We start from the raw sequence: 16580 nt of genomic DNA, 5'->3' as shown, positions 1-16580 counted from the left end.
TATTTACTTAGTTTCTTTTTTTCGCAGGGGATTGCTTCCCAAACATATTTTTTATCTTAATTTTCCCGATCATCACATTTTGAAGCATTTTTTCTTTAATGTTGCGTTTTTTTATAGGTTCAGGATCGGATTCAAATCTCTCAATCATCATGATAAGGGCTTTGCGTTTGATTTCGATATCTTCTTGAAATTCAAATTTTCCTTCAAAATGTAAAGTAGTAAAAGCGTGATCACATTCCCCCTCAAGATATCCATTATCTTCGACAATTTGGCCCCAAACATGCGAATTTGATTGTAGGAATTCAATTTTCTTTCCTCTTTTGGCACAATGAACTAAAAAACAATTGTTTTCCCTATCAAAGCCATAGTTTAACGATACGAGATAAGGTTGGTTCTCTTTAGCCAATGCGAGAGTCAAAAATTTGCCTCTATCAATAATTTGATATAACTCTGATTCATCTGTGATTTCTTTATCCTTCCGATGCATATGATAAGCCATGACATAATAAACAAAATCAGCTTTTTGAAGTTGATCATAAAAAAAAGATAAATGGTAGCATGTGCATCAGCTAATTTAAATTATTCATTATTTACCCAAATCAAGTTTCAATAAAATTAAATATTACTTAGCAAGGATAACAGCAATTTAATTACTCAGAATTATTTTAAAAGAAAATATTCTTATAGTACAAGGACAAGTAACATATTAGGGAAGATAGATCGGGTTTATATTTCCCAATTTTATTCATTTCCATTTTTAAATAAATTTCAAGGTGAAAATCAGTGAACAAAAGAAAAATAGGAAGATTTCAACCTTTACCAGTAGTTCCAATAGTATTAGTTGGTGCAATGGTAAATGGAAAACCAAACTTTCTTACAGTCGGATGTGTTGGTGCAGTAAATATGAAGCCTCCAATACTTATGGTGAGTTTGAATAAAAGCCATTATTCCTTAATAGGTATTAAAAAGAATCGAACTTTTAGCATCAACATCCCTTCTGCAGAAAATGTGATCGAAACCGACTATTGTGGATTAGTTTCTGGAAAATCGCATGATAAGTCAAAAATATTTACGACCTTTTATGGAGACTTAGAGACCGCACCAATGATAGAGGAATGTCCAATAACATGTGAGTGCAAATTATTAGACACAAAAGAATTTGCCCAAGATATCGCACTTTTTGGGGAAATAAGTCAAGTATACGCCAATGAAGAGGAAAGCAGAACAAAAAAATTTGATCTCCTGAAAGTCAATCCGATTTTTTTATCCGGATTTGAGAATTTGTATCGAAATACAGCAGAGAGTCACATTTTAGGAAGATGCTATAAAATTGGAGAGCAATATCGTTGTACTCAAAAACTTCTTGGACCTAAAACTTGCATACGAGGCCCTACTGTTGTCGAAAAAGACGAGTTCCAAATTATTGGAATTGAAGATATTGATACAGTTGAAGACCGAAATCCAGGTGAAGTATGGGCAAAATTTCAGCAATTCGCTCCCCTTATCCCGAATCGAGATCAATCCCATGGATTAGGAATTTACATAGAGACTGAAGAACTCATGAAAGTAGGGAAAAATCGTTATGTTGTTGGGAATGAAATTGCCACCGTTGAGAAAATACCTAAAGGAATGATTAGTGAAACAATCCCTAAACAAAAATATGCTGTGTTTACTCACGTTGGGACAATGGCCAACCTCCAACAAACTTATGATTATATAAATGAACAATGGCACCCAGATAAGCCACTGTATGAAAAAACCCCATTTGGAGTAATTATTGAATGGTATGATCAGCGATTTCGACGAGATTCGGAATATTCAGAATTAGATCTTTACATTCCAATTCAAAAAAAGAAGACTTAAGTAAAAATCAAAACTAAAGTCATAACTTCCGAAGCATTTCTTTTATCGCTTCAACGATTAAGTACCCCGTTTCCGACGAAACCGCTAAGGATTCTTCATAGCCCTTAGTTTTATTGTAGGAGTCCCGAGGTATGATATATCCAGAAGCTCCCATCGTGAGTTCGAGTACAATTGGGAAGAAATTTTCGTTCCTGCCTCGAATCTCCTTTTTTATCGCTACGCCAAATTCACTAAAGGGTTCTCCTGGAACGCAAGCAATTATGATATCATTGATTTGAATTATTGATAAGGGTAGTTCTAAATAGTGCTTAGTTCCTTCAATAATATATCCCATGGATGTTAAGTTGAAACCATGAAAGAGGCCAATTTTGGCAGGATCTGTGATTTCAACCCGTATTTTCTTCGAAATTAATTTGAGCACCGATTCTTCATCTTGAACACTCGAAATTGTTTTTAAATCTTCAGGGCGTAAAGTGCGAATCACATCCGCAGCAGTTTGCAATCCGACTTTTTCAGCTTCATGGCGTTTCCGTACCTCTTGATCAAAAATGCAATTCCAAGGATTCACATTCCCCGCTGTACTTTGTCCAAAAATGATCTGTGAATTCCAGGGAAGTTGATAGGTCGATTTCAAGACTCGATGAGCATAGTAGGGCCAATCTTGCGAAATTAAATAATTTTCTTCTCCCAAGGCAACACAATGATTTGCCAAATTATAAAAAATCCCGCGCACGTTTTCACCTTTGATCTCACCATCTTCTTTTAAAAAAACCATGGCTAATAAATCCCGATCTACCACTTGTGAGGCAGGATCATTATATCGCCGATTATGACCCACTTCAGTTGAAGAAATATTGGCTTTAATAAGAGTAGGTTGTAAATCATACAGCGCTCCATATACAGAACTGGCAATCACACGTTTAAGATATGGAACCCCGTGCTTTATATACCAACCCTTATCGACATTATGGGGTTTTGAAACTTTCTTATAAAAAAATTCTAAGCCTCCCATGATCCGTTGACTGGAATGGGTATGAATGGCATGGAGAATAACATTTTCTTTTTTCACGACTCCTCGAGTCATTTTTTCCGCAATTTGTCCGATTTCCAGGGCAAACTCTTCGGTAATCCATAATAGATCACACACAATTAACGCAATTAGAGTATTGGTCCCAGATTCTTTAATCAGCATACATCGGGCGGAGACTTCATCATGAATCCCCATTGCATTTTTTTTTCTGTTTTCATACCCCCCCAATGGAGTCCCCAAGGGAGGAGTAATGGTTACACGTGAAAAACCTACTTCAAGCATGTTTTTTTCTCCCCTTACTCATTCTCTTTTTTTTCCATCATCATTTTAGCCCTTCCTTCCAGGACAGAATGAATGTTATCCAAATCTTTTTCTATATAGAAAAATATCGGAAGCCAAAGAACCACGTTTAACCCCCAGAAAAACACGGCCGCCCACATGGCCGCTTGTAAACCAAATTGGGCGGTCATAAACCCAGCAATTAATGGACCGACCGTATGCCCAATTAAATCCATAAAAGACGCCAAACTGATCATTGTTGCCCGATGTTCAGGGAGATTCACATCAGTTAAAGTAGAATGCCAATTCGGCCCTACTCCCTGATTCACAAACATTAAAAGAATTAAGCTTCCAACGGCAAGCACAAACGCCGGAATTGACAGGGCCTCTCCCATTGAAGCCCCGTCAGGCAGATTGTAATCCGATAAAAGAAAAATTATAAAGAATAATATCGGAAAAGCATTACAGATCAACGCAATTAAAACCTTAGCCCTTCGATCCTTTTTGAATAGGCGATCTCCCAAGAATCCAAAAACTAATGCTCCTCCTATTCCAAAAATGAAAGCAATCAGAACTACCATTGTTATCATCTCAGGATCCATATTCCGGGTATCTTCTAAATACTTGAAAATTAAGAAAAAAGCAATTCCTGAAGGGATGCAATCGATAAAATTGGTAATCAGCCAAAAATTGGATTTATTGGACCAAATTTTTTTAAAATCCTCTTTCTTTAAACTAAAATTATATTCAGCACCCTCTATTCCACGCAATTCCGTCTCTGCTGCCCCTCTTTTTGGCTCCTTTATTCCCAACAATCCGAAAGCAAGTAATAAACTGAAAGTTCCTGTGATCAGATAGGCTATACGCCAAATGTCCCCCATCATCCCACCGAGTAACATTCCCACTAACTGCCCCATAATCATCGCAACATTAATATAAGCAAATGCAGCCGTTCGTTTTTCAGGTTGGGCGGTATCCCCAACCATACTAAATATAGTTGGAACTATAGCCCCAATTCCAATACCATTAAGCGCTCGTGTGATGAAAAAAAGCAAATATCCAACTTCTCCATCGGGAATCAGTACGGTCGAAATCGAAAATAAGGCATAAATCATCGTCCCCCCAAAGCAAATCCATTTGCGAGAAGTTTTATCAGCCAAGATAGCACATGCCACCATTGATACTCCAGAAAGAAATACGAAAACGGATGAAATTATACTCATTTTAGGAACTAAAGCATCTTCAATGCTTCCGAAAAAGGTCTGAAGGTGTGGGTTCAAAAATGGACCTAACAAATTTTGATCCGCATAGCTAAATAACAAAATAAAGAAAAATAACACTATAGTCAAGCTCATCGCTCGACTTAATTTTGGATTCTTCGCCATGATATTTACTTAGAGTTATCTACATTTTAAGCTTCCAAAGCATACTCCTTTCATTAAAATTGACCATAAAGTCAAATATTTCTCAATAGTGGGAATTAAAAAGTGATTTTTAAAAAAAGTACAAAAAATTTAACCTGTTTTCGGCCATTCATGCCCACAAGCGCCGCAATGGATCTTTTTGGGAAATACTGGGGTGCCTTGCATGGAATAATAGAGGGCTGGTTTTTCTTTATCTTCAATCTCTTTTAATTTGCGACGATCAGCATTGTTACATTTAGGACATTGAAACGTTCTTGAGGACATTATGATATCACTACATTAGACTTGATTTTTTTCCCCTAAAAATACATCGGATATCTATTTTGGAAAAAACAAAATTGGTAATTACAAAGTTAAAAAAAGCGAAAAACAGACCTATTTTTGAAGTTTTTGATGATTCAAGAGAAAATCCGCAAATAAGCCGATAAAAATAAGATCAATCAGCCCAGTTAAAAACATAAGCCAATTTATATCCCCTAAAATCAAATAAATCAAAGTCACTAAGAAATAACACGATTTTCCAATGATTCCTATCAGAACAAGACCGTGATTTTTGGTGATATCACACCCCACAATATAATATCCAATTCCGAAGGTAGCAATAAAGAGAAGGGAAGCGTGCAAAAATATCATGTTATTAGGATCTTCTAATCCAAAAATTGGGAATAGTGCCGTTGTAAATAGGGAAATGACAAACAATGGAAGTGATACGCCACAATTCCAACAAGCTCCAACGAAAAACATTCTTTGATAATATTTTTTTTTTTCCATATATGTCCTTTTTTGTCAATCCTTATAAAAATAATGACAAAAATGATAATAACATCATGACATTTTATTTATCAATTTTTATCTTTTTTCCAACATATAACTGAGAAAGAGTGATATTCGGAAGATTTTCAAATAATTGGGAGTATTGTGTGCAATGACCAACATGCAAATGGCGAATAGACGAACTATTGAGAAACTCAACATCATTAAACCCGTGAATACCTCCAATGACGTGAGTTACATTACAAAATGATGCCGCTGCTTCAAGAAAAGGCTTTAATCCAGGATGCAGACATCCAACAATAAGAATCCCATCTTTAACATCATTATATCGAAGAAGTATCGCTTGTTCCCCTAAATAATCATGAACAGCAATACAGCCGGTTGTTGCAATATTTGAGGAGAGATCGTTTAAGGTTTCAAAAGATTTAATGCGGTGAATATTCGGAGTAAGAACCATTATTGCCCATTCTTTCGGTTGTACCTTTGAAAACACATCGGGATAATAAATAATAGGATTATCTGCAACTTCCAAAACCTGAGGCATTCCACCAATGTGATCCCAATGGGCATGGGATAAAAAGATGGCATCAAGGGATTTTAAAGAAATACCTAGGGTTTCACAATTCCGTAACAAAGCACTTCCATTCCATCCTGCGTCAAACAAAATCGTCTTTCCTTCGAATTTAATTAGAGCAGCAAATCCGTGTCCATTTTCTAAAACGGAATTTTTAGGATGCGGGTTATTCTCATATAATATAGTGATTTTAGGTATTGAATCCATTGATAATAATGATCATATCAATTGAGACTTAAAATTTTTTTTTTTGCTTAAGTGAGTATGCGAAGTACCGACCTTTTAGTGGAAGTGTGAGAATTTGCAAAAATATGAACTATTTTTAAATAAGTATTACTTCATTTCCTTGTGTTAATTCCCTCATGGATTAGTTTCCTTCTTGTAATCACATTTCTCATGATATTTTCAAAAAAGGAACTCGTTTTTACTTTAACCATCGGATCCATTGCTTTTGGATTACTTTCTGAAGTAAATATTTGGATTTCGTTTGCAAGTATAATCACAAATCTCAATGTATTAATCTTAGCAGCATCCGTTGGACTGTTGCCAATTTTAGGAGCCATTATGGAAGAATCTGGTTTGATGGTGGAATTGATCCAGAAAATGGATATTTCAAAGAAAAATGCCATGATGATCTCACCTGCAATCTTTGGACTATTACCGGTCGCAGGAGGGGCGCTAATGTCAGCACCTTTAATTGAACAAATCGACACTGATTCATCAGATATCTCGCGTAAAATTGCGATTAATGTCTGGTATAGACATTTACTTATTCTTATTTATCCCTTATCCACCACTCTCATTGTTTGCACTGAGATTGCTGGTTTAAAACTATATAATACTCTTGCATATCTAGTTATACCATTTATCATTATGTTTTTAATAGGATACATCTTCCTTATTCGAAATACATTGGAGAATTCCGAGCGTCACAGTCGCGATCTTAAAGTAGTCGTTCACCATATCTTACCAATCCTTATTGCTCCAATCTTTGATTTTTTGGGTCGATCGATTTTGACTCTTCTAGAGCCAAAAGGTATAACCTTCGCATACCCTGAAATTTTTCTCTTTGTCGGGTTATGTTTCAGTGTTTTACTGGCCTTAAAATTTGCAAATTTGGCACCAAATAGACTTAATTCAGCAATTAGAAGGATGAAAGTCTGGCGATTTCCACTTCTCATCATTGTAATTTATTTCTTCTTAGATATTTTTACCAATTCAGGGGTACCAGAGGTTATTGGCAGTTTGAATATGAATTTCACAATATTTCTACTGTTAGGGTTTTTCTTTGGCTTTTCAACGGGTCGCGTCCAATTATCTCTTTCGTTCTTAATACCAATTTATCTTTTTCAATATGCAGTGCTCGCAATGTCCTATTTTAATTTTACTTTGATCTACTTGACAACTTTTTTGGGATATCTTATGAGTCCCATCCACCCATGTCTAGCCTACACCATCAACTATTTCAAAGCCGATTATAAACAAACTTTTTGGAGAATTGCTACACCGACATTTGTTAACCTTCTTATCGTCCTAGTGGTATATCATGTTGTCAATTTTTTCTAGGAAATTTATAGAAGAAGAAATTTAAAGGCATCAAGGGAATATTAACAATAGACACATTTTTTTAATATCATCACTCAATCGGCGAACCATTATCATGTCCCCAACTAAAAAAAAATCAGTAAATACTAAAAATAATTCCACAAAAGGACATTGGAAGAATCTGCAAAGAGATTCTCGAGGTCGATGGGTAAAGAAACCAAAAACGACTGAAACAACAAAAACAAAGAAAAAACGAGTGACTAAACAGAAAGAAGCCGAACAGATACTTGATAAAATCGAGAAGGATTTTGAAAAAGTTTGCCCTCGGTGTGCAGGCGATCTCAAATTTCATACTATTCGTTGTGGTCCAGAAAAACTTGTCAAAGTTCGTCGTTGTGCCATCTGTAATTTTTGGCTTCCAATTCAACAGAAATAAATTTCGAATTTAATGATTCTAATGAAATCAAATCAACAAATTAAAATATTTTCTGGCTTCTTAATAATAATCTTTCGTGGTCTCGGAGGAGCGATGGGGGCAATTTTACGTTATTTAGTCTGGTTAAGGATAGAAACAAATTATTCTAATCAAACTTATTGGGGATCAATAATCGTAAATGTCGTTGGAGCCTTTTTGGCAGGTCTTAGTTTAAACATTCTTTATTGTACGAAAGGAAGGTTTACAAATATACTGAGAGGTTTTCGACATGGATTTATAAGTGGATTTACTGTTTTTAATTGGTTTGTCTTCGATCTCTATTCATTATTCATATCAGGGCATGTTTTTACAGCATGCATAATAATTGTGCTTTGCTTGATGGTAAATACGATACTCTATGAAATAGGAGGATCGATAGGCAGAAAAATTTCACCCACAAAGCCAGATCTAACAAAAAGATCAGATTCTCGCGAAATACCATGGGAGGGGGAACGATGAGCACCTTCGAACAAATTATTTATATTGGACTCGCCGGTTTTATCGGTGTTAATCTTAATTCTTGGCTCACGAAGCTGTTACTTCGCTTTAATTTAAAAATTAATTCTCGATACCATATTCCTTGGGGAATTATTATAATAAATGCGATAGCAGCTTTAATTTTAGGTATTTTTATCGAGAAATTAGAAGACGATACATTCTTGTTTCAATATATTTGTGTAGGGTTAATCGGATCCATAGGTTCAAGCTATATTCTTTTCTCAAACTACCTAATTCGAAAAAATTATTCCAAAAATCAAAAAATAGTCCAAGTTGTGAGATTGATTGGTGAAATTCTGATTGATATCTTATGCCTCATAATAGGGTTGCAAATTGGTAGCCAATAACAAACAGAATAATCCAATTTTTTAAAAAAAATTAAAGATTCTCTTTAAAATAATGTTCAGACCCTTTCTGACTCCGACCAGCCTCAATAAATTTGAGACCGCGTTCGACGTAATCCGTTGCAGCTTGTATCGCATTTTGGAGATGATCTTCACCCAATTCACGCTTGGGTTTTGCAGGTGTCCCCATAACTAAAGTTAATGAAGGAATCTCTTTTCGAGCAGTAGCACTGGCGGCTACGATCGCACCTTTACCCACCGTAGTTCCTTGAAGAACAACAGCATTTATTCCAATCAGAGAACCACTTCCGATATCACAAGGCCCATGAATCATAGCATGATGACCCACAACAATATTATCTCTGACAATACATTCTGTTCCAGGTTGAGAATGCAAAGTGACATTCTCTTGAATAGAAGTATTTTTTCCTACGCGTATTGTGCACTCATCACCGCGTAAAACAGCCCCATACCAAATATTAGCCCCAGCTTCAATTATAACATCTCCAATGATCGTTGCATTTTCAGCAATAAAAGCTTTCTTTGAGATTTGTGGAGATTTTCCAGTAATTGGTGACGGAAAAATCATAGGAAGACGAATTCTGGATGATTTAAAAGTTCCAATGGTACGCCAAAAAGACATTTGAGTAAAGAAAAAAAAAATGAAAAACTAAAGAATTTCACCTTGAGCGATTAAAACAACTCTTCCGCCAATTGAAACTTCAATGTCCTCACCTTCTACAGTAGCTTGGGCCAAAATTAACGAAGGTCGTCCAACTTCATACCCCTGTTCAACTCTAATGTTAACTGAAGAACTTCCAAAACACTGATATTTTGCCAAATAAGCCGCTAAAGCACCATTACCACTACCTGTGGCCGTATCCTCGGGGATTCCATAAAAATCAGAAAAAACCCGAACATGAACATGATTCATTGGATTCTCTGTTTCTCGACAGAAAACGAGAATGCTTTTAGCATCGGTACGACTAATAAGCCAGTTGTATCGTTCAATGTTTATTTTTACACGCTTAAGAATCTTCAAACTTTTAACAGGGACAATAACGAATCCAATCCCGATGGTCACAGCTTGAATGGGAGAACTTTGATCCATTTCTTCCATATCTAAACCTAACACACGTGATAGAAGAACTGGTTCAAAAATATGACCAAATTCAGGTTTTTTCTGACCTGAAGTTAAGATAGGCTTGCTTTTCGAGATAATATCGTTAGAATTCTTTCCACCAAGATTTTCAGCATTTATAACAACAGTTCCACTCGTGAGATTTAAGCGAATTTCTTTTTGAATTCCTGGGTTCAAGAAGTGATTTATAACAAAAGCAGTTCCTAAAGTAGGATGACCCGAAAAGGAGACTTCACGAGTAGGTGTGAAAATGCGAACATCATATCCTCCATTATTTTGAACTTCAGTATAAATGAAACTTGTTTCTGGAAAATTCATTTCACAAGCAATTCGTTGCATGTGCTCAACCGAGAGGCGATGATCGCACTCAACGACGACGACTTGATTCCCAGTAAACTTTTCTTGAGCAAATACATCAACAATATGATATTTTAAACGAGAAATTGATAACACCTTCTTGAATAGATTTTTTTGAATAACTTTTCAAGTAGTTTCAAATTGATCGGAAACTACTTAAAACTACTTCATACTTTTTTATGAAAAAAATGAAGTCTAAAGAATTTTTCCTTGGGAAGTTAGTTTCACTTTTCCACCAATAGCAATCTGTAAAAATTCGGTCAATTGATGGATTTTCGCTTTGATTAAGGATGGACGACCAATTTCATACCCTTGCTCAACCCGAATTTGAAAGCCTTCTTCTGCAGAAGAGATATAGCGAGATAAATAGGCCGCCAAACTCCCAACCCCACTTCCAGATGCAGGATCTTCGGGAATTCCAAGAGCATCCGCAAAAACACGAATGTGGTAATCATTTCCTTCATCAATAGATTCATTACAGTAGGCAAGTACGCAACTTGCTTTAGTTCGTTGGGTTAACCATTCATATCTTTCTTTATTAATAGATATCTCCCTCAATGTTTTCATATTTTTTATAGGAACTATAATATATGGAACACCGATTGATACTTGTTGAATTGGAGGATTATCACATATATCTTCTGGTTCTATGCTTAATACGCGGGAAAGTAAAATTTTATCAAAAATCCGGCCAAAAATAGGTTGAGGGCTTTCCATCCAATATGTATCATCTTGATGTTGGATTTCAACATCCCCTTTTTGTAATTTTATGAGTATTGATTCTTTTGGAGCTTCATTAATTATCTGATTGATAATAAAAGCTGAAGCTAATACAGGATCTCCAGAAAATGGGATTTCGAGTTTAGGCATAAAAATACGAACCTGATAAGAATCATTATTTTTTATGAGAAAGCAAGATTGAATAAATTTCATCTCTTTAGCAATTTTTAGCATTTCCTCATTCGCAAGGGGAGAATCGCTTTTTAACACTGCAACTTGATTTCCCGTAAATTTCTGTTGGGCGAAAACATCTACGATGTAAAAATCTATCATTAAAAAAACACCAAGTATAAAAAAGAACCATAACTAAATATCTTTCCGATTGAGAGGAAAACAAGGGATATAGTATGGTTCACCTATTATTTTTTGAGTTGTTGTTTCTTTCTCCACAAAAAATAACACACAAAGATTCCACAACCAAGGAAAATAGTTCCACCTATAATCCAATAAACGACATTTGATGTAATTTCATTCCATTGATTGGTTTGGGCTAAGAACACCCAAAAATCATCCAAGCTTTCTTCGTTATAATTTTTAACCCCTCCATATAAATAAACATTTGATGTATTCGGATCTGTGACCATAAAACTAAACATACGTTGAGATGGATTGGTGTTTAATAATAATTCACTCCAAGATTTTGTTACAAAACTATATTTCCAAGAATCAGATAATGAATCTCCGTCAAAATTGTCATTTCGCCCGCCATATACAAGAATGGAATTACTTGATGGCATATAGGTCAAGCAATTCCAGTAGCGTACAGGAGGTGGATTTGTATTTATTAATTCAGACCAAGTTAAAGTAGAGCCATTAAAAGCCCATAGATCATTCATCATACCTGCATTATTCCCTCCAAATAAAATACCTTCATGAGAATGAGAGTTGTAAACCATTTGATGCCCATATCTTGCTCGAGGTTTTAAGGAACAATTGACTTCAGACCAAGTTTGATTTCGAATATCAAATTCCCACATATCAGATAATTTAGAACCATATGGAGAATAACCGCCAAATAAAAATACTTTGTTGAGGGAATCATCATAATACATAGACATATCACTTCTTGGAGAAGGAGAAACAGCAAGTACTAATTCTTCCCACTTTTCAGTTTCGAGATTGAATTCCCACATATCATTCATTCGACTTACATCAATTACATTCATTCCACCAAAAAGCAAAATGGAATTACTCCGGACAATATAAACCATCCCATGAGACATTCGAGCACACGGCGATTTATCAGACACAATATATTTCCAGTTATTTGAGATCGTAGAATATTTCCAAGATTGATTCAACAGAGTTGAAGATTGGTAAGCAACTTCTCCCCCAAACATAAATACTTCGGATTTATTTGGAATGAAAACCATGCGATGCCCATAACGCGCGGAAGGAGAAATTTTGGACTCAGAATTAGAATCTGCACTTGCTAGTGGATTTAAGCTTCCACTGGAATAAAAAATGTTCGCTAATAAGATGAAAGTAACCCCGTATACTAATGTTTTTTTTTTTATAATATTCATTTACTATTCCTCGATATTATAAAATCTTGCAAACATTCCTTTAAAATGTCAATTACACCCCATCCATGCTGGTACTATTTTTAGCTTTCCAAGAAACATTAATTTTAATTATGTGAACAAGGAAAAGATTAGATATGGCAGAAGAATATTCCATTGCAATAGCCTTAGTTGACTTTATTCCAACATTTTTGTTTCCTTTGGGAGTCTTTTTCTTTCAAGAATTCTTTAAAACCCAAGGATATACTCGAAGTCGATTATTATGGATTGGGGGGGGATTTTTTGTTTTCTTGGGGGGTCTATTCAAAGCAATTTGGAAGCTTAATATGGCTTTAACTGAAACTAGTATCGCTTTTTTGACAGATAGTTTATTTGTTGTGCAATCCATTGGATTTACATGTCTTTTTATCGGAACTTTGTTTTTTATTCGACAAGAGAGAGAAAAATTGATAAGTAAACCAACTATCCCTTTAACCGCCATGGCATTATGGAAAGTTCCATTCATGGCAATTCAAACCCTCACCTGTTTGGGAACCAATGGATTATTGGTGTATTATGCTTTCCAGAACAAGAATAAAAAAAGCGCGTATCTTCTCATTGGAAACGTCATTATTATTTTTTTGATGGCAGGTTTGGGTAGCACAGATTTAAGTATGGCTATCCAATGGGTTGCTGAATTAACCAACACTCTTGGACAAATTTGCTTTAGTCTCGCAGGTTATCTATTTATGAAAGATGTAAAAAAGTAAATTAAAGCAATGTTTTTTCGTTTTTTTCCCCGTTTCTCGCTGTACTCATATATATGGTAAAAATAAACCCAATAGCGCTCAATAAAGGTAAAAAATTGGGATTTAAATGGAGTAAAACAGCACCTCCGATAATTGGAGTGAGTATTTGCCCCAAACTATTTAATGCATTGCTAATACCCAAAATAGTCGCAGATTCTGATTGTTTCACACTTTTTGTTAGGCGACTAGTTAAAATTGGACGAGCCATCCCAGTCCCATAGGCCAGGAAGATCATAGGAATAAAAGCAATGAAATAATTCCAAGAAAAGATCAAACCCACCATGCAAATAAGTAAGCTTATCGCACCGGTTAAAAAACCCTTAGTTTCACCCATTTTTTTCAAGAGAGATTTCATTAGAAATAGTTGAAGAATGACACGTAAGATGCCAATCCAGGTACGGTAATAGGACGCAATATCGGGGCCAACTTGATACTTATTTTCTACATACAAGGTAAAATTGTTGATGAAAAGCATAAAGGAGAAGGAATAGAGGAAAAAAAGGAAGAGAGTCTTTCTCGTGCGATTATCCTTAATATATTTCTTTGTTTCTTTGATGGGCAAGATTTCGTTAAACTTAATAGACAAAGTAGTGGTTTGGGAATTATTTGTTTCAGGAATAAAGAAAATAACTAAAATAATTGACAGAAAAGAAATCCCAGCGGCAACAAACATAGGTACAGAATAATTTATGGTAGATAGAAGCCCCCCTATCAATGGACCCACAATCAATCCTGCACCAAATATTCCACTGGAATAACTATATACAGTAGTCCGATTCTCATGAGCAGTAATATCACTCAATGCGGCTTGACACACAGTCATATTACTTCCAAAAAGTCCATCAATGATTCGAGCTGTGACAAGAATCCAAATTTTTCCTGCAAAACCGAGTAAAACAAAACCCATAAGTGTGCTAATTTGAGAAAAAATTAATAATGGTCGTCTTCCGAATCGATCACTTAGTTTTCCCGTAATAGGACTTGCAAAAAGTTGACAAAAACTAAAAATACTGCCAATAAACCCAATTTCAAGTTCATTTAGCCCCAAATCAAAACCGATGTATGGGAGAATTGGATATACAATAGCAAATCCTATGATTTCGGTAAACATAATGAGATAAATTATCATATGTTGTGGTGTTAATCGGAAGTTTGAAGATTTATCAGAAAGTGAAGAATGTTCTTTTTTTATATCACTCATACTTATCACAAATTAGAAAGATAGGGACATCTCACGCATTATAAAAAAAAACCAAAAATTTTCAAGATTTGATTTCCAAAACTCTCAGAATATTTTTTTAAATTATTTAAAACCAAAAAATTTTTCTCTTCTATAGAGAAAATGATATTAATGGGAACTCAAGAAAAACTTGAAAAAAAAGTTATATCCTATTTTAATGAGAATTTTCAGACTTTCCAAAATACTACAAATGATTTAATAGTATTGGGACATTATGACATCGCTCTCGAATATTTCTCAGATTTTTCAAATCTTTGTTCCGAAATCCAGCAAGATCCACGATTTTTATATATGGATAAATTTATCAAACTCGTGAAGGATACTGAAAACAAAATTTCTGAACAAATTGAGGAATTAGAGGCCAACTGGACCAATTTTGTTGCTCAACAAGGAAATTTTAAATCCAAAAAGAACGATTATGGCATAGGAGCCAAGAATCAATTTTATCGCCAGATCGATCAAATTCAAAAAGAGTTTTTAGATAGTGTTAAGGACATTCCAGCAAATGAATTTGAACACTACTTAAATAAATCCAATTTTTTTTCCAAACCTCGAATTATTCGAAAATTTAGTCCATCACAAGAAAAAATCATTAAAAATTTCAGGAATCAAGCGACTAAAGAAAAAATCCTTTCGTTTAACAAACGATTAACCAATTTTCAAGAATTAAAGTTGTTTGATGAATATCGCCTTGCAATAGAATATAATTTAGTAGATTTTGAAGATAAAGGATGGTTTAATACAATTCGGATGTACATTCGTGAATGGATTCCTTATTTGGAAACCTTGGAAGCCTTTCATGCGAAGAATGCTCGAAGTTATTTATCAAAAAAAATTCGAAAAGAAATAGATAAAATTAATGCTTGGGTTTTGAAGGTAGATCAAAAATATGATAAAAGCATAAAACTCAATGTTGACCAAGCTGTTTTAATGGATAATTCCATTAAGAAAATGATTTCAATTTATAAAAACGAACGAAAACAATTAAAAAGATATGAAAAAGATAAAAGAATTTTAAAATATCTTAAAAATAACAGTGGAAACCCGAATTCTTGACTCTTTTTGCAGAAAAGCGAACATTCCAATAAAATTAATCTTGAAATATCTCAAGAAAGTTCAAATCAATAATTTTATTAATGCGAGGCTTTAAATCATCCCTAACTTTTGAAGAATCAATTAAATCTCGTTTTGAATCTATAAAAATTGTTGTGGAAATATTATTTAATGATGCTAAATCACACTTCTGCTCCGAAAAATATACAAAATCAATGGATTTATTTTCTTTAAACAGTTCTTTTCTAATAATCGTGAGATAGGAAGTATTACTACCTTCCCCAAATGTGATATTTGCAATATTTTGTTTAAACAACTCTTTTCCCATGACACCGATGGCAGAAATTAAACCACTCATTAATGTCCCATTAATCCCAGTAAAATTATTTGCGGTTCGAGTATAAATTGGAAATCCCTTCGAATCACAGATTTGCAAACCTTTGATCATTTGTTAATATGGATAAGATGTGATGTCTTAATTAATCTTGTTTTTTTGTGGTTACGTACAACATTCATTCCTTTTCAAGAATAAAGAATCTTTTTTAGTATGATTTTTGTCATTATCAAGACAATTATTTGCAATAAGAATGAATCCAATTATCCAGATAGATATTTAAATTATTGGTCTTTAGTCAAATTAGATACAAGACCATTAATGATCCCATATTCTTCTTTATTGAGTATTACATGTATTTAGTTCGGAGTAATACATTCAATCTCAAAGAAAACTCCATTATTCTATATTTATTATAAAAACATATCTCATTTTTTAGGAAAATTGGAAGAATAACTCAATCACCTAAGTTTAGACAAAATCTATTGTGATCTGGAGATCAATTTCGAGTAATTTTGACCAAAAATAATTATTAAAAAAATATAAAGGTTCATTTCA

Annotated in this window: 19 protein-coding genes; 7 read left to right on the top strand and 12 right to left on the bottom strand. The window is 34.3% G+C overall.

The window, feature by feature from the left end; all coding sequences use genetic code 11:
• Positions 1-7 precede the first annotated feature (7 nt).
• On the bottom strand, positions 8-499 hold the full coding sequence (locus NEF87_RS19385) for a pyridoxamine 5'-phosphate oxidase family protein (protein WP_457917127.1): 492 nt from the start codon (positions 497-499) through the stop codon (positions 8-10).
• A gap of 284 nt (positions 500-783) precedes the next feature.
• Here NEF87_RS19385 and NEF87_RS19380 point away from each other — a divergent pair, with 284 nt between their 5' ends.
• On the top strand, positions 784-1863 hold the full coding sequence (locus NEF87_RS19380; protein ID WP_457917126.1) for a GyrI-like domain-containing protein: 1080 nt from the start codon (positions 784-786) through the stop codon (positions 1861-1863).
• Between the two features lie 19 nt (positions 1864-1882).
• Here NEF87_RS19380 and NEF87_RS19375 read toward each other — a convergent pair whose 3' ends face one another.
• The 5 genes from NEF87_RS19375 to NEF87_RS19355 form a co-directional block, all read right to left on the bottom strand.
• Positions 1883-3175: a neutral/alkaline non-lysosomal ceramidase N-terminal domain-containing protein gene (locus tag NEF87_RS19375; RefSeq protein ID WP_457917125.1), complete on the bottom strand. Its 1293-nt coding sequence runs from the start codon at positions 3173-3175 to the stop codon at positions 1883-1885.
• A 14-nt stretch (positions 3176-3189) separates the two neighbouring features.
• Positions 3190-4557 carry an MFS transporter gene (locus NEF87_RS19370; RefSeq protein ID WP_457917124.1) on the bottom strand — a complete coding sequence of 456 codons (1368 nt, stop codon included), beginning with the start codon at positions 4555-4557 and terminating at the stop codon, positions 3190-3192.
• A gap of 129 nt (positions 4558-4686) precedes the next feature.
• The gene (locus NEF87_RS19365) at positions 4687-4860 is read right to left on the bottom strand and encodes a hypothetical protein (protein ID WP_371803126.1); all 174 of its coding nucleotides are present in this window, start codon (positions 4858-4860) and stop codon (positions 4687-4689) included.
• 111 nt (positions 4861-4971) lie between these two features.
• The gene (locus tag NEF87_RS19360) at positions 4972-5367 is read right to left on the bottom strand and encodes a hypothetical protein (protein WP_457917123.1); all 396 of its coding nucleotides are present in this window, start codon (positions 5365-5367) and stop codon (positions 4972-4974) included.
• Positions 5368-5431: 64 nt separating this feature from the next.
• Positions 5432-6151 (bottom strand): MBL fold metallo-hydrolase, encoded by a 720-nt coding sequence (locus NEF87_RS19355; RefSeq protein ID WP_457917122.1) that lies wholly within the window; start codon positions 6149-6151, stop codon positions 5432-5434.
• A gap of 141 nt (positions 6152-6292) precedes the next feature.
• Between NEF87_RS19355 and NEF87_RS19350 the strand changes: the two genes are divergently transcribed.
• The 4 genes from NEF87_RS19350 to NEF87_RS19335 all read left to right on the top strand — a co-directional run bounded on the left by NEF87_RS19350 (position 6293) and on the right by NEF87_RS19335 (position 8809).
• Positions 6293-7510: a DUF401 family protein gene (locus tag NEF87_RS19350; protein ID WP_457917121.1), complete on the top strand. Its 1218-nt coding sequence runs from the start codon at positions 6293-6295 to the stop codon at positions 7508-7510.
• 94 nt (positions 7511-7604) lie between these two features.
• Positions 7605-7925 (top strand): hypothetical protein, encoded by a 321-nt coding sequence (locus tag NEF87_RS19345; protein ID WP_371803122.1) that lies wholly within the window; start codon positions 7605-7607, stop codon positions 7923-7925.
• Positions 7926-7946: 21 nt separating this feature from the next.
• Positions 7947-8423, top strand: a complete 477-nt coding sequence (locus NEF87_RS19340) for a fluoride efflux transporter FluC (RefSeq protein ID WP_457917120.1) — start codon at positions 7947-7949, stop codon at positions 8421-8423.
• Entirely contained in the window at positions 8420-8809 is a 390-nt protein-coding gene (locus tag NEF87_RS19335) for a hypothetical protein (protein ID WP_457917119.1), read from the top strand. Before NEF87_RS19340 ends, NEF87_RS19335 begins: the two co-directional genes overlap by 4 nt.
• Positions 8810-8840: 31 nt before the next feature.
• Here NEF87_RS19335 and NEF87_RS19330 read toward each other — a convergent pair whose 3' ends face one another.
• The 4 genes from NEF87_RS19330 to NEF87_RS19315 all read right to left on the bottom strand — a co-directional run bounded on the left by NEF87_RS19330 (position 8841) and on the right by NEF87_RS19315 (position 12610).
• On the bottom strand, positions 8841-9449 hold the full coding sequence (locus NEF87_RS19330; RefSeq protein ID WP_457917118.1) for a gamma carbonic anhydrase family protein: 609 nt from the start codon (positions 9447-9449) through the stop codon (positions 8841-8843).
• A gap of 27 nt (positions 9450-9476) precedes the next feature.
• Positions 9477-10400 carry a PhzF family phenazine biosynthesis protein gene (locus tag NEF87_RS19325; protein WP_457917117.1) on the bottom strand — a complete coding sequence of 308 codons (924 nt, stop codon included), beginning with the start codon at positions 10398-10400 and terminating at the stop codon, positions 9477-9479.
• A gap of 99 nt (positions 10401-10499) precedes the next feature.
• Positions 10500-11357 carry a PhzF family phenazine biosynthesis protein gene (locus NEF87_RS19320; RefSeq protein ID WP_457917116.1) on the bottom strand — a complete coding sequence of 286 codons (858 nt, stop codon included), beginning with the start codon at positions 11355-11357 and terminating at the stop codon, positions 10500-10502.
• Between the two features lie 86 nt (positions 11358-11443).
• Positions 11444-12610: a Kelch repeat-containing protein gene (locus tag NEF87_RS19315; RefSeq protein ID WP_457917115.1), complete on the bottom strand. Its 1167-nt coding sequence runs from the start codon at positions 12608-12610 to the stop codon at positions 11444-11446.
• Between the two features lie 134 nt (positions 12611-12744).
• Here NEF87_RS19315 and NEF87_RS19310 point away from each other — a divergent pair, with 134 nt between their 5' ends.
• Positions 12745-13356: a hypothetical protein gene (locus NEF87_RS19310; RefSeq protein ID WP_457917114.1), complete on the top strand. Its 612-nt coding sequence runs from the start codon at positions 12745-12747 to the stop codon at positions 13354-13356.
• Position 13357: 1 nt separating this feature from the next.
• Here the strand turns inward: NEF87_RS19310 and NEF87_RS19305 are convergent, their stop codons facing one another.
• The gene (locus NEF87_RS19305) at positions 13358-14596 is read right to left on the bottom strand and encodes an MFS transporter (protein WP_457917113.1); all 1239 of its coding nucleotides are present in this window, start codon (positions 14594-14596) and stop codon (positions 13358-13360) included.
• A gap of 150 nt (positions 14597-14746) precedes the next feature.
• On the opposite strand from NEF87_RS19305, the gene NEF87_RS19300 reads away from it, so the two are divergent.
• On the top strand, positions 14747-15691 hold the full coding sequence (locus tag NEF87_RS19300) for a hypothetical protein (protein WP_457917112.1): 945 nt from the start codon (positions 14747-14749) through the stop codon (positions 15689-15691).
• Positions 15692-15725: 34 nt separating this feature from the next.
• Here the strand turns inward: NEF87_RS19300 and NEF87_RS19295 are convergent, their stop codons facing one another.
• Complete coding sequence (locus NEF87_RS19295; RefSeq protein ID WP_371803111.1) at positions 15726-16136, bottom strand: hypothetical protein; 411 nt, start codon at positions 16134-16136, stop codon at positions 15726-15728.
• Positions 16137-16580 lie beyond the last annotated feature (444 nt).

The organism is Candidatus Lokiarchaeum ossiferum (assembly GCA_025839675.1).
Lineage (GTDB): Archaea > Asgardarchaeota > Lokiarchaeia > Sigyniarchaeales > Promethearchaeaceae > Lokiarchaeum > Lokiarchaeum ossiferum.
The sequence above is the reverse complement of the archived record's forward strand: the minus strand, read 5'-3'. Positions and strand labels throughout refer to the sequence as shown.

What these genes read in the sequence shown, in the direction of transcription:
- NEF87_RS19295 (WP_371803111.1), bottom strand. Translation starts at nt 16,136, where the DNA reads ATGATCAAAGGTTTGCAAATCTGTGATTCGAAGGGATTTCCAATTTAT.
- NEF87_RS19300 (WP_457917112.1), top strand. Translation starts at nt 14,747, where the DNA reads ATGGGAACTCAAGAAAAACTTGAAAAAAAAGTTATATCCTATTTTAAT.
- NEF87_RS19335 (WP_457917119.1), top strand. Translation starts at nt 8,420, where the DNA reads ATGAGCACCTTCGAACAAATTATTTATATTGGACTCGCCGGTTTTATC.
- NEF87_RS19385 (WP_457917127.1), bottom strand. Translation starts at nt 499, where the DNA reads ATGGCTTATCATATGCATCGGAAGGATAAAGAAATCACAGATGAATCA.
- NEF87_RS19375 (WP_457917125.1), bottom strand. Translation starts at nt 3,175, where the DNA reads ATGCTTGAAGTAGGTTTTTCACGTGTAACCATTACTCCTCCCTTGGGG.
- NEF87_RS19365 (WP_371803126.1), bottom strand. Translation starts at nt 4,860, where the DNA reads ATGTCCTCAAGAACGTTTCAATGTCCTAAATGTAACAATGCTGATCGT.
- NEF87_RS19320 (WP_457917116.1), bottom strand. Translation starts at nt 11,357, where the DNA reads ATGATAGATTTTTACATCGTAGATGTTTTCGCCCAACAGAAATTTACG.
- NEF87_RS19305 (WP_457917113.1), bottom strand. Translation starts at nt 14,596, where the DNA reads ATGAGTGATATAAAAAAAGAACATTCTTCACTTTCTGATAAATCTTCA.
- NEF87_RS19340 (WP_457917120.1), top strand. Translation starts at nt 7,947, where the DNA reads ATGAAATCAAATCAACAAATTAAAATATTTTCTGGCTTCTTAATAATA.
- NEF87_RS19360 (WP_457917123.1), bottom strand. Translation starts at nt 5,367, where the DNA reads ATGGAAAAAAAAAAATATTATCAAAGAATGTTTTTCGTTGGAGCTTGT.
- NEF87_RS19310 (WP_457917114.1), top strand. Translation starts at nt 12,745, where the DNA reads ATGGCAGAAGAATATTCCATTGCAATAGCCTTAGTTGACTTTATTCCA.
- NEF87_RS19370 (WP_457917124.1), bottom strand. Translation starts at nt 4,557, where the DNA reads ATGGCGAAGAATCCAAAATTAAGTCGAGCGATGAGCTTGACTATAGTG.
- NEF87_RS19315 (WP_457917115.1), bottom strand. Translation starts at nt 12,610, where the DNA reads ATGAATATTATAAAAAAAAAAACATTAGTATACGGGGTTACTTTCATC.
- NEF87_RS19355 (WP_457917122.1), bottom strand. Translation starts at nt 6,151, where the DNA reads ATGGATTCAATACCTAAAATCACTATATTATATGAGAATAACCCGCAT.
- NEF87_RS19345 (WP_371803122.1), top strand. Translation starts at nt 7,605, where the DNA reads ATGTCCCCAACTAAAAAAAAATCAGTAAATACTAAAAATAATTCCACA.
- NEF87_RS19330 (WP_457917118.1), bottom strand. Translation starts at nt 9,449, where the DNA reads ATGTCTTTTTGGCGTACCATTGGAACTTTTAAATCATCCAGAATTCGT.